Source organism: Streptococcus sp. LYSM12 (assembly GCF_004569635.1).
In the GTDB taxonomy this organism is placed as follows: Bacteria; Bacillota; Bacilli; order Lactobacillales; family Streptococcaceae; genus Streptococcus.
On record NZ_SPOZ01000011.1, the window covers coordinates 32,648 to 45,799 of the forward strand.

Here is a 13,152-nt window from a genome sequence, read left to right on the forward strand (position 1 = left end):
ATAGTATGAAACAATCGAAAATGCTTATCCCAACTCTACGGGAAATGCCATCTGATGCGCAGGTGATTAGTCACGCCTTGATGGTGCGTGCGGGCTACGTTCGTCAGGTTTCAGCAGGGATTTACAGTTATTTACCGCTGGCTAATCGCGTGATTGAAAAAGCAAAAAATATCATGCGTCAGGAATTTGACAAGATTGGTGCGGTGGAATTTTTAGCGCCGGCTCTCTTATCGGCAGATATTTGGCGTGAGTCAGGTCGTTATGCGACCTATGGTGATGACCTTTACAAATTGAAAAACCGTGAAGGTTCAGACTTTATTTTGGGACCAACCCATGAGGAAACGGTGACCCTGTTAGCTAGAGATGCCTTGCAATCCTACAAACAATTACCACTCAATATCTACCAAATTCAGCCAAAATACCGCGATGAGAAGCGTCCACGTAATGGTTTGCTCCGTGGTCGTGAATTTATCATGAAAGACGGTTATAGTTTTCATGCTAGCTATGACAGCTTGGACCAGACCTATGATGACTACAAAGTAGCCTATGAAGCAATCTTTACCCGTGCGGGGCTCGAATTTAAGGCTATCATTGGAGATGGTGGTGCTATGGGGGGAAAAGATAGCCAGGAATTTATGGCGATTACCCCAGATCGTACAGACCTTGAACGCTGGGTCGTCTTGGATAAGTCTGTTGCTTCCTTTGACGATATTCCAGAAGATGTCCTGGCAGAAATCAAGGAAGAATTGGCTACTTGGTTGGTGTCAGGTGAGGATACGATTGTCTATTCAAACGAGTCAGGTTATGCAGCCAATCTTGAAATGGCAACGAGTGAACATAAACCACGGCACCTGGTTATTTCAGAAAAAGAGTTGGTTAAGGTGGCAACGCCCGACAGTAAGAGTATTGATGAAGTTGCAGCCTTTCTGAATGTTTCCGAAGAGCAAATGATGAAAACGATGCTCTTTATGGCAGATGGTGAACCTATTGTAGTTCTTCTTGTCGGAAATGATCAGGTCAATGATGTCAAATTAAAAAATCATTTGGGAGCTGATTTTGTCGAAGTTGCAACGCCAGAAGAGGCTGTAAGAGTATTTGGAGCAACTGTTGGTTCATTAGGACCGGTTGGACTTCCAGAAAATGTAAAAGTGATTGCAGACCGCAAGGTAGAAGACCTGAAAAATGCCGTAGTTGGTGCCAACCAAGACGGTTTCCACTATACTGGTGCTAATGCTGGTCGTGACTACCAGGTGTCAGAATATGTTGATATTCGTGAAGTTAAAGAGGGCGAACCCTCACCGGACGGTAAAGGAACCTTGCAGTTTGCCCGTGGAATTGAAATTGGTCATATCTTTAAATTGGGTACGCGCTATTCAGATAGCATGAATGCAACGATTTTAGACGAAAATGGTCGGGCTGTTCCAATTATTATGGGGTGTTATGGTATCGGGGTAAGTCGTCTCTTGTCAGCTGTCTTAGAACAACATGCTCGTCTCTTTGTTAATAAAACACCAAAAGGTGACTATCGTTTTGCTTGGGGGATTAATTTCCCGAAAGAATTGGCCCCATTTGATGTCCATTTGATTCCGGTCAATGTGAAAGATGAAGTAGCCATGGGCTTGACCCAATCAATTGAAGATAGTTTGGTAGCAGCTGGCTATGAGGTCTTGACCGATGACCGCAATGAGCGAGCTGGAGTGAAATTCTCAGATAGTGACTTAATCGGCTTACCAATCCGTGTGACGGTTGGTAAAAAAGCGGCTGAGGGTATTGTCGAAGTTAAGATTAAAGGAACAGGTGATACGGTTGAAGTTCACGTTGATCAATTACTTGAAACCTTGAAAATCTTAGCCAATAAATAAATATAGTAATGAAGTTTTAAAACAGTCTAGTCTTTTAGTACTAGGCAACAAGCCGTAGGCTGTACTAGAGTAGGGCAGAGCGGGTGAATGAAGTCATAAAAGATAAATGAAATGACTATAAAAAGACCGGGCAAGACAAGCCATTATGGCTGTCTTGCTCGGTCTTTTTGACGGATACTCATCAACTATCAATCTCTTTGGTCGTGCCTCTCCCTCCTCACACAGTTATCAAGTCCATGGAAACATTCAAGGTATGGTCATTTCGTTGATATTTTTATTACCTCGTTCACTCGTCTTGCTGTACCATTGAGAAAAGTTACACTTTTCTTATCTGTCACTTGAAATAGTTATCAACTATTTCAACTACCTGCGACTCCTTGCCTAGTACTAAAAAGAAACGAAACGGCTATAACACCAGTTTTCCCCTTGGTGTAGAGGGAGGCAGAGCAAAAAAGTCCTCTCCACCGCTCAGAGTTATTCATGCGAATTCGTTGGCTTCATTTCCAAGCTCCAACAGTCACTCCTCTGACTGTTGGAGTTATGCGGGGGTGGGAATGAAATGGTCTATTGCCCTAACCTAGAATGCAAGAAGTGAGGAAAACCAAATGACCTGTCGCGTTCTTTTTCGCTCCTTATCTCCAAGCTTTCACCATTTCTATTGTGAAAGCTAGTCAGATATTGATGATGATAAAATCTAGATGAATCCTATTTTATTTAGTAATCTGTAGCCCTGTTAATTGCTCAAGAATAGCTTCGAGGGAAGCTCCAGCTTGGAGAAGGGCTGCGGCAGTATAGCTGCCCTCTACCACAGAAACAGATTGGATGCGGATGTCTTTATCTGTAAATTCTGCAACCATTGCCATGTTCATGCGGGCGCTACCGAGGTCAAAAAAGGCAAGGATGATATCTGCAGGATTGCTGTTTACCGCTTCTTCTACTCGGGAAAATTCTGTTCCGATACTGCCGTCTTCTAGTCCACCACAATAGGTGATTGGGACATCCTTTGCGATTTCTGAGAGAAGCTCTATTATTCCTTGGGCTAGATGATGCGAGTGAGAAACGATGACGATACCGATTGTCTGTGTCATACTAATCCTGCCTCCATTAAGGCTTCAAAGAGTAGTCCAGAAGAGTAAGCACCGGGGTCAATGTGACCGACAGAACGCTCACCAAGGTAGGAAGCTCTACCTTTTGTAGCCTGTAAATTCTTAGTGTTATCTACTGCTTTGCGGATTGACTCAAGGCTGAGTTGACCTGCTGTTAAATCAGCGATAATGGGAACCCAGACGTCTACCATGGTCTTTTCACCGACTACCGCCTTGCCTCGTTTTTGAATCATATCAAGCCCTGCTTGGAGGCTGTCCACCAAGGAAGCTCCAGACTGCGCACCTTTAGTCAGTCCCATAAAAGCTGATCCATAAAGTGGACCAGAAGCCCCACCCACCTTGCTGAGTAATTGCATGGAAACGATTTTGAAAATGTCGTCAGGGCTACCAAATTCTTTGCCCTCTAATTGCTCCATAACTGCTGCCATGCCACGGGCCATATTGCCTCCGTGATCGCCATCGCCAATCGGCGTATCTAGTTCGCTCAATAAGTCTTTATTGTCTTGGATTTTTTGAGCAAATAATTTCATCCATTTGAGTATTGCTTGTGTTTCCATAGATGCTCCTTTACCAAGCTGGGGTTTCAACAGATGCTTCTAAGGCTTCTAGCCAGCTAGCATCTGCTAGTTTGATGAACGTAAGGGAAAGTCCAGCCATATCAATGGAGGTCATATAGTTGCCAATCTTATGGTAGACTACCTTGATTTGTTTATCAGCAAGGAGTTGAGCTACGTCATTTGCAAAGACATATTGCTCCATGAGTGGGGTAGCACCAAGGCCATTGATGAGCATTCCGTAAGTTTCCCCTGCTTGGACATCAAAGTCTTGGAGCAATTTGGCAACTAGTTCCTCCGCCAATGCTTTAGAAGATTGGAGTTTTTCTTTTTTGTATCCTGGCTCACCATGGATACCAACCCCATATTCAAATTCATCTTCGTCAAGGACAAAGCCTGGTTTTCCAACTTCAGGGACGGTAGCACCTGAAAGGGCAAGTCCGATTGTTTTAATGTGAGGAACGAGCTTATCAGCTAATTCTTTTATTTCAGCAAGAGATTTTCCTAGTTCAGCAGCATGTCCGAGAATCTTGTGTACGAGAATGGTTCCTGCAACACCACGGCGACCTTGAGTGTAGAGGCTATTTTCCACTGCAATATCGTCGTCAACAACCACGCTTGCGACTTCAATTCCTTCCATTTCAGCCAACTCTTGCGCCATTTCAAAATTCATGATGTCTCCGGAGTAGTTTTTGATGACCATAAATACACCAGCACCCTCATCGGCAGCCTTGATGGCTTCTAAAATTTGGTCTGGAGTTGGAGAAGTAAAGACAGCCCCACAAACAGCAGCAGACAGCATGCCCCTGCCAACAAATCCAGCGTGAGATGGCTCGTGACCCGAACCACCGCCCGAGATAAGCCCAACCTTACCGTGTTTTTCAACTTTTCTGACAATCACGTCATAGCCATCCAAGCGTTCAACTAGGTTACCATGCATAAAGACAAGCCCTTGGAGCATTTCGTCAACAACGTGTTCGGGCTGATTGATAATTTTTTTCATCTATATTCCTCCTAAGAAACAAATGGTCATGTGGAATCATCTGGATATCGAATAGATTAAGTACAGCTATATTTTCCCATGACAGCTTAAATGATTACGCTTTCATTATACTAGAATTTTCAGTAAAAAGAAAGGGACAAATTCAGGGGTCTGTCCCTTTTGATTTTAAGGAAAGTATGGTAAGGTAAAGTAGTAGTAAGTGTTGTTGTATAGTCATTTCGTTTATCTTTTATTACTTCGTTCACTCGCTTTGCCGTACTTCAGTCCAGCCTGCAGCTCCTTGCCTAGTACTAAAAGCAAACGAAAAGACTATAAAGATTGGAATTTAAACTGACGGAGTAAATGTCATGCATATTTGCTTCTTTTTTAAGCCCCCAATCTGGCTTCATCAACTGTCCGAGGATAGAGTGCAACGGTCTGGGAATAGACCGTTTCTGCTTGAATCTAGAATATAAGAAGTGGTGAGGTAAAACCGAGCTCTTTTTTCTATCGCGTTCTTTCCTACCTCCAAGCTTTTATTATTCTCCATTATGACAGCTTGTCAGATGTTGGTTTCTGTAGAGTATAGCCTATAGATATGGTACTGCTTGCATGGTCTCTACTATGAGTATCTGGATAGTTGAGAAGCTAGCACTCAAGCGTCTGGATGGGATTGGGAGAGAGGGAGCTAGTGAGGCAAGGCTCGAAAAATAGGGGGACTTGTGGTAAAATAAAGAGAATAGAAAGATAAGGGATACGAGAATGACAGATACGTTTCAATTACTATTGAATCAAATTGGTCTGCCGCTTGAATTGAAAGAATCAAGCGCATTTTCAAGTGCCAAGATTGAGCAAGTCTTAGTACATAAAAAGAGTAAGGTCTGGGACTTTACCTTTCGGTTTGAAGAGCCCTTACCGTTGCTACACTATCAATTATTGAAAGCTAAACTCCTCAATGAGTTTCAAAAGACGGGAAATCAGGCCCGTTTTCGCTTGGTAACGCTCAAAGAAACGATTGATCCAGCCTTGGTACAGGCCTACTATCTAGAGGCTTTTACAGAAGAATTATGTCAGAGTGCAGGTTTTCGGTCAGTATTTCAGCAGCTACCAGTTGAATTTCATGACGGTGTTTTGTGGATAAAAGGACCAGCTTCTGTTGATACACCGCATTTTAGAAAGAACCATTTGCCGAAGTTAGTCGAGCAGTTTGCTCGTTTTGGTTTTGCTAATCTAGTGGTGGATATAGAGGTTTGTGAGGAAATGACCAAGGCTCAAGTAGAGGAATTTCATGCTCAAAATGAAGAAATTCTTCAAAAAGCCAGCCAGGAAACCTTGGAAGCCATGGAACAATTAGCCCAAATGGCACCGCCACCAGAAGCTAGTCCGCAGCCAAGTTTCCAAGAATTTAAAAAGCAGACGCCGCGTAGAGTTAGTCTTGAAAAATCTGAGATTACACCGATGATTGAGATTGAAACAGAAGAAAATCGTATCGTTTTTGAAGGCTTGGTCTTTGATGCCGAACAGCGGACGACACGGACAGGACGGGTCATTATCAATTTCAAGATGACAGACTATACCTCTTCTTTTTCTATGCAGAAATGGGTCAAAAATGAAGAAGAAGCACAGAAGTTTGGCATGATAAAAAAAGGGAATTGGATTCGTGTTCGAGGGAATATCGAAACCAATAATTTCACGCGCGACTTGACGATGAATGTGCAAGAAGTACAGGAAGTCAAGCGTGATATTCGTAAGGATCTCATGCCAGATGACCAAAAACGCATTGAATTTCATGCCCATACCAACATGTCCACTATGGATGCTCTCCCCCCGGTTGAGGACTTGATTGCTCGGGCTGCTCAGTGGGGACATAAGGCAGTTGCTATCACCGATCATGGCAATGTTCAATCCTTTCCACATGGCTATCATGCTGCCCGCAAGGCGGGGATCAAGGCGCTCTTTGGTATGGAAGCTAATATCGTAGAAGATAGTGTACCGATTGTCTACAATGAAGCAGAACTGTCGTTATCCGATGCGACCTATGTGGTCTTTGACGTAGAAACGACAGGACTTTCTGCGGTTTACAACAACCTGATTCAGGTAGCAGCATCTAAGATGCATAAGGGAAATATTATTGCGGAATTTGATGAATTTATCAATCCAGGACATCCCTTGAGTCAGTTTACAACCGACTTGACAGGAATCACAGATGAGCATGTCAGAAATGCCAAGCCCCTCAAGCAAGTCTTGCAGGAATTTCAGTCTTTCTGTGAGGGGGCTGTCCTTGTTGCCCACAATGCGACCTTTGACGTTGGCTTTATGGATGTCAACTATGAACGGGAGGGGCTTCCGACCATTACCCAACCAGTTATTGATACCTTGGAGTTTGCTCGTAACCTCTATCCAGAATACAAACGGCATGGTTTGGGACCGTTGACCAAGCGTTTTGGTATTGCTCTTGAGCATCACCATATGGCCAATTACGATGCGGAAGCAACAGGCCGTCTCCTCTTTATTTTCTTGAAAGATGCTCTTGAAAAACATGGGCTCAGTTATTTAAACCAATTAAATACAGAATTGATAGCAGAAGATTCCTATAAGAAAGCCCGTATCAAGCACGCAACCTTGTACGTCACCAATCAAGTGGGCTTGAAAAACATCTTCAAGCTGGTTTCTCTATCTAACACGAAGTATTTTGAAGGGGTCCCACGGATTCCGCGGACGGTTTTAGACGAACACCGCGAAGGGTTGATTTTAGGAACAGCTTGTCAGGAGGGCGAGGTCTTTGATGAATTGCTCTCAAAAGGAATTGAGGAAGCAGCTAAGGTGGCAAGCTACTATGATTTCATTGAGGTAATGCCTCCGGCCCTGTATGCGCCCATGATTGCCAAGGAGCAGTTTAAAGATATGGCAGAAATCAAAGCCATGATTCAGAACTTGATTGAGGTTGGGCGTAGAGCTGATTTGCCTGTACTAGCGACGGGAAATGTTCACTATATTGATCCAGAAGAAGAGATTTACCGTGAGATTATCGTACGTTCCTTAGGACAAGGAGCCATGATTAATCGAACCATTGGGCATGGAGAGAATGCTCAACCAGCCCCTCTTCCAAAAGCTCATTTCCGAACGACCAATGAAATGCTGGATGAATTTGCCTTTTTAGGAGAAGAACTAGCGCGGGAAATTGTCATTACAAACCCCAATGCCATGTTGGAGCGTTTTGAAGATGTCGAGGTGGTCAAAACAGATCTCTACACTCCTTATTTAGAAAAAGCCGAAGAGCGAGTGGCGGAGTTGACCTATAAAAAAGCTTTTGAAGTTTACGGTAATCCTTTGCCAGATATCATTGATTTGCGGATTGAAAAAGAATTGTCTTCAATTCTGGGGAATGGTTTTGCCGTGATTTACCTAGCTTCTCAAATGTTGGTAACGCGTTCGAATGAACGGGGGTATCTGGTAGGTTCCAGGGGCTCTGTAGGATCTAGCTTCGTGGCGACCATGATTGGGATTACCGAGGTGAATCCGATGCCACCGCACTATGTCTGTCCGAAGTGTCAGCATAGCGAGTTTATCACAGACGGATCTTACGGATCTGGCTTTGATATGCCAGACAAGGATTGTCCAAAATGTGGTCACAAATATGCCAAAGATGGACAGGATATTCCCTTTGAAACTTTCTTGGGATTTGATGGGGATAAGGTACCTGATATCGATTTGAACTTCTCAGGAGATGACCAGCCAGATGCCCACTTAGACGTTCGGAAAATCTTTGGGGATCAATACGCTTTTCGGGCTGGAACAGTGGGTACGGTTGCTGCGAAAACGGCTTATGGATATGTGCGTGGTTATGAGCGGGACTATGGCAAATTCTATCGTGATGTAGAGGTGGAACGTTTGGCTGCAGGTGCTGCGGGAGTCAAGCGGACAACTGGTCAGCACCCAGGTGGAATCGTTGTTATTCCAAACTATATGGATGTCTACGACTTTACTCCTGTTCAATATCCAGCAGATGATTTGACAGCTAGTTGGCAGACGACCCATTTCAACTTCCATGATATTGATGAGAATGTCTTGAAGCTTGATGTACTGGGACACGATGATCCGACTATGATTCGTAAACTCCAAGATTTATCAGGGATTGATCCGCAAACCATTCCCGCAGATGACAAGGGAGTTATGGCTCTCTTTTCAGGAACAGAGGTGCTGGGAGTAACACCAGAGCAGATCGGGACACCGACTGGTATGCTGGGGATCCCCGAGTTTGGAACCAATTTTGTCCGTGGAATGGTGGAAGAAACGCATCCAACGACATTCTCTGAACTCCTCCAATTATCAGGACTATCGCATGGAACCGACGTGTGGTTGGGCAATGCCCAAGATTTGATTAAGGCAGGAATTGCAGACCTATCTACTGTTATCGGTTGTCGGGATGATATTATGGTCTACCTCATGCATGCAGGACTTCCTCCCAAAATGGCCTTTAATATCATGGAGCGGGTGCGTAAGGGAGCTTGGCTCAAGATTTCTGAAGAAGAACGTAAAGGTTATATTCAGGCTATGAAAGACAATAATGTACCTGATTGGTATATTGAATCCTGTGGAAAAATTAAGTACATGTTCCCCAAAGCCCATGCGGCAGCCTATGTTATGATGGCCCTGCGTGTGGCCTACTTTAAAGTACATCATCCGATTTATTACTACTGTGCTTACTTCTCTATCCGAGCCAAGGCGTTTGATTTGGCGACGATGTCTGGTGGTTTAGACCGAGTGAAAGCTAAAATGGAAGAAATCACCATGAAGAAGAAAAATAATGAAGCCAGCAATGTGGAGCAGGATCTCTTTACTACACTTGAAATTGTCAATGAAATGCTAGAACGTGGCTTTAAATTTGGCAAACTAGACCTGTATCGATCCGATGCCTTTGAATTTCAAATCGAGGGCGATACCTTAATTCCACCATTTGTAGCCATGGACGGTCTGGGTGAAAACGTTGCTCGTCAAGTGGTTAAGGCGCGTGAAGAGGGAGAATTCCTTTCTAAGACCGAGTTACGCAAACGCGGAGGGCTTTCTTTAAGCCTTGTAGACAAGCTCGATGAAATGGGCATCTTAGGAAATATGCCAGAGGACAACCAGTTGAGCCTGTTTGACGAATTGTTTTAGAGGTGAGACATGGGGAGAGAAAGTATTTTTTAAAAGGGATATTGTCACTATTTAAAGAAAATAGTTGATTTCAGATACAGGTGAGCGTGCTTATACCTGAGGGTAGTTTCAGCTGTACCTCCTTAAAGCTCGACCGCTTGTGTTTCCCTTTTCCAATTCTTTCGTCCGTGTTCACCTAGTGGGGGGCAATCCATTAGTATATCGTCCTTTCGTTTATCTTTTATTCCCTCGTTCACTCCCTTTGCCGGACTCTAGTACAGCCAGCAGCTCGCTGCCCAGTATCAAAGTAAACTAAAAGATTATATAGTCATTTAGTTTATATTTTTATTCTTTCGTTCATTCGTCTTGCTGTACCATTGAGAAAAGTTACACTTTTCTTATCTGTCACTTGAAATAGTTATCAACTATTTCAACTACCTGCGACTCGTTGCCTAGTACTAAAAATAAACGAAACGGCTATAAAAAACCATTTTGGTCTTCCAAAATGGTTTTTTATAGCCTATGCATCATCTTCATGGAGCAAGCGCTTAGTTTGAGATGAATTGATGCTCTGTGAGATAGGTTCTAGCGACCTTGCCTGGTGATTTCCCCTCAACATTCACCTGATAATTCATATCTTGCATGTCTTTTTCGGTGATTTTACCCGCTAGCTGATTGAGAACCTCCTCCAGCTGGGGGTATTTTTTGAGCGTTTCTTCCCGTAGAAGAGGTGCTCCCTGGTAAGGTGGGAAGAGCTGTTGATCATCTTTGAGTGTTTTGAGGTGATATTCTTGTAGTTCACTATCGGTCGAATAGGCATCGATGATTTGGGCGTTCTCATTAGCAATCGCCTTGTAGCGCAGGGCTGGTTCTAGCGTCTTGACGTGGAGATTGAGTTTGTAGCGGTCTTTCAAGCCTTTCCCACCGTCCTCGCGATCGTTAAACTCCAAGCTAAATCCAGCGATAGCATTTGCTTGAACTTTTGCTAGATCGGAAATGGTTTCTAAACTATGCTCCTTGGCATAGTCCTCCTTGACCGCAAGAGCATAGGTATTTTGGTAGAGCATGGGCTTAAGGTAGATGAGCTTGTCTTGAGCCAAGATCCCTTTGCGGGCTGCTTGATAAACTTCGTTTGGGTCAGTTGAGGTGCTCGGTGGCTGTTCCAAGAGGGTTGAGAGGACTGTTCCCGTAAATTCGGGATAAAGATCGATTTGACCAGCCTTTAAGGCCTCATAGACAAAGGTGGTTTTACCAAAGTTTGGTTTTAATTCTACCGCAATATCCGTCTGATCTTCAATCAATTCCTTATAGATATGGATTAAAATCTCAGGCTCAGATCCTAATTTTCCAGCGATAACAATCTTATTTTGCATCATCATGGACATAGGAAAAAGCGAAATCGAGCTGATGCAAAAGAGAGCGACAAAGGAAACGAACATGGTTTTAAGACTGCGTTTGTCAACCAAGCCAATCAAATAATGAAAGAGGAGAGCTAAAATAGCAGAACTCATTGCCCCGATTAGAATGAGAGAGCTGTTATTACGGTCAATTCCTAGGAGAATGAAAGAACCCAGTCCCCCTGCCCCAATCAGAGCAGCTAGTGTTGCCGTTCCAATAACGAGAACGGTTGCTGTCCGAATACCTGAGAGAATGACAGGTGCTGCAAGGGCAATCTCAAATTTTGTCAGTGTTTCCCAGCGGTTCATCCCAAAGGCGGTTGCAGCTTCCTGTAAGGAGGGATCGATTTCCTGCAATCCAGTGACCGTATTTTGTAGAATCGGGAAAATGGCATAGACAATCAAGGTCAAAATAGCAGGAATTTTGCCAATTCCGAAAATTGGAATGAGCAATCCTAAAATAGCTAGTGAGGGAATTGTCTGGAGGATACCTGTAAATTGTAGCAAGAGATTCGCTAAGCGTTCATGTTTAGAAACTAAAATAGCTAAGGGAATGGCAAGTAAAATTGCACAAGCCAGTGCCATAAAGGAGATTTGCAAATGCTCTCCAAGGGCCAAGAGCCAGTCTTCTTTACGGTCTAAAAAGGTTTGAATCAAATCGTTCATAGCAGGCTCCTATACTTGAAAGAAATCAGCGACAAATTGGGTCGCAGGGGCTTCTTGGATACGCTCAGGAGTATCCAGCTGTAGGATTTTCCCTTGATCCATAATGGCAATGCGGTCGCCCAGCTTCATGGCTTCTGCCATATCATGGGTCACAAATATCATGGTCATCTCAAATTCTTTTTGGATTTCTTTGACTAAGTCTTGTAATTGCTCGCGAGAAATCGGGTCTAGGGCGCTAAAGGGTTCGTCTAATAACAGGACCTTGGGACGGGCGATAATGGCGCGTAAAATCCCAATTCGCTGCTGTTCTCCACCAGAAAGTTCGCTCGGCATACGGTGGAGATATTGGGCAGCAGGAAGTCCGACCAATTCGAGTAGTTCTTTGGTGCGGGTTTCAGTGTCTTTTTTGGACCATTTTTTCATCTCAGGAATGAGGGCGATATTTTCTGCAACGCTGAGATTGGGAAAAAGGGCGATTTGCTGGAGGACATAGCCGATTGATAGGCGCAGTTCTCGCAGTTCATAGTCTTTGAGGCACTTGCCATCCAGATAGATATCTCCTTCATCTGGTTCAATCAAGCGGTTGATCATTTTGAGTGTAGTCGTTTTTCCACTACCGCTCGCACCAACCAGAACCAGAAATTCACCGTCTTGAATGGTAAAGGCTTGATCTTTTAGCACGTATTTGTCGTTGAAGTGTTTACTAACCTGCTTGAATTCAATCATAGGGCACCTGACTTTCTAATTGTTGTTGTAGGGCTTCATTAAAAGAAGAATAGAGTTGCAGAAGTTTCTCTCGTTCCTCCCTGCTCATCTGTGACAGGGCACGATTTTCAGCCTCTTCTAGCGGTTCTAAAATGGAGGCAGCATAGCTCTTGCCTTTACTTGTTAGGTGGATAAATTTCTGACGTTTATCGCGTTCATTTTGCACAAAGGAAACCAATTTTGCCCGTTCAAATACCTTTATAGTAGTATTGATGACCTGCTTGCTACTTCCCAGCTTATGGCTTAGGCAGGCTTGAGATAGGGGGCTCTGAGCGTAGTATAGCCAGACAAGAATGAAAAATGATGATCGTTGCAGGCCAAACTTTTTTGCATATTGATCATAAAGAAAATCCTGCTCATATTTCAAACGGGCAAAAGTCTTGGCTTGCTGTTTTATCTGTATCATCCTGAAGTGACCGCCTTTACTAATATTTATCAAACATCAACTTCTTGCGTCCTTTGCTTACCTTGTCGAACTTCTATGTGCGGAAGACTAGTTTGGCTGTCCTTATCTCCAAGCTTTCAAAATTGAGAAGTATGTAAGCCAGTTAGATGTTGCTGTTTATAGAGTATACATCCATTTAGATAGTCAAAAAATTTGACTATTAGTATAGCACATTCTCTGCAAATAGTCAAAAATATGGACTAATTCAAACACTACAGCAGAAAATGTATTCCTATGAC

8 protein-coding genes are annotated in these 13,152 nt (G+C 43.6%); 2 read left to right on the forward strand and 6 right to left on the reverse strand.

All coding sequences use genetic code 11. The annotated features are described in order from the left end of the window. Positions 1-5: 5 nt before the first annotated feature. Positions 6-1,862, forward strand: a complete 1,857-nt coding sequence (locus E4T79_RS04815) for a proline--tRNA ligase (protein WP_135028249.1) — start codon at positions 6-8, stop codon at positions 1,860-1,862. Positions 1,863-2,572: 710 nt separating this feature from the next. On the opposite strand, the gene dhaM is transcribed toward E4T79_RS04815, so the two are convergent. From dhaM to dhaK, 3 genes are read right to left on the reverse strand one after another with little or no spacing between them, the layout of a single operon-like run. Further along, positions 2,573-2,950: a dihydroxyacetone kinase phosphoryl donor subunit DhaM gene (gene dhaM, locus E4T79_RS04820; protein WP_135028251.1), complete on the reverse strand. Its 378-nt coding sequence runs from the start codon at positions 2,948-2,950 to the stop codon at positions 2,573-2,575. Then, positions 2,947-3,525: a dihydroxyacetone kinase subunit DhaL gene (gene dhaL / locus E4T79_RS04825; RefSeq protein ID WP_135028253.1), complete on the reverse strand. Its 579-nt coding sequence runs from the start codon at positions 3,523-3,525 to the stop codon at positions 2,947-2,949. Before dhaL ends, dhaM begins: the two co-directional genes overlap by 4 nt. 10 nt (positions 3,526-3,535) lie before the next feature. Continuing rightward, positions 3,536-4,525, reverse strand: a complete 990-nt coding sequence (dhaK, locus tag E4T79_RS04830; RefSeq protein ID WP_135028255.1) for a dihydroxyacetone kinase subunit DhaK — start codon at positions 4,523-4,525, stop codon at positions 3,536-3,538. Positions 4,526-5,266: 741 nt separating this feature from the next. Between dhaK and E4T79_RS04835 the strand changes: the two genes are divergently transcribed. Then, on the forward strand, positions 5,267-9,661 hold the full coding sequence (locus tag E4T79_RS04835) for a PolC-type DNA polymerase III (protein ID WP_135028257.1): 4,395 nt from the start codon (positions 5,267-5,269) through the stop codon (positions 9,659-9,661). Between the two features lie 527 nt (positions 9,662-10,188). Here E4T79_RS04835 and E4T79_RS04840 read toward each other — a convergent pair. Genes E4T79_RS04840 through E4T79_RS04850 form a run of 3 tightly spaced genes read right to left on the reverse strand, consistent with a single transcriptional unit; the run spans position 10,189 to position 12,874 of the window. Further along, a complete protein-coding gene (locus E4T79_RS04840; RefSeq protein WP_135028259.1) occupies positions 10,189-11,703 on the reverse strand; it encodes an ABC transporter permease/substrate-binding protein in 1,515 nt (504 codons plus the stop codon). A 9-nt stretch (positions 11,704-11,712) separates the two neighbouring features. Continuing rightward, the gene (locus E4T79_RS04845) at positions 11,713-12,429 is read right to left on the reverse strand and encodes an ABC transporter ATP-binding protein (RefSeq protein WP_135028261.1); all 717 of its coding nucleotides are present in this window, start codon (positions 12,427-12,429) and stop codon (positions 11,713-11,715) included. Beyond that, complete coding sequence (locus tag E4T79_RS04850) at positions 12,422-12,874, reverse strand: MarR family transcriptional regulator (protein ID WP_135028263.1); 453 nt, start codon at positions 12,872-12,874, stop codon at positions 12,422-12,424. The genes E4T79_RS04845 and E4T79_RS04850 overlap by 8 nt, the downstream gene beginning before the upstream one ends. Between the last annotated feature and the right edge of the window lie 278 nt (positions 12,875-13,152).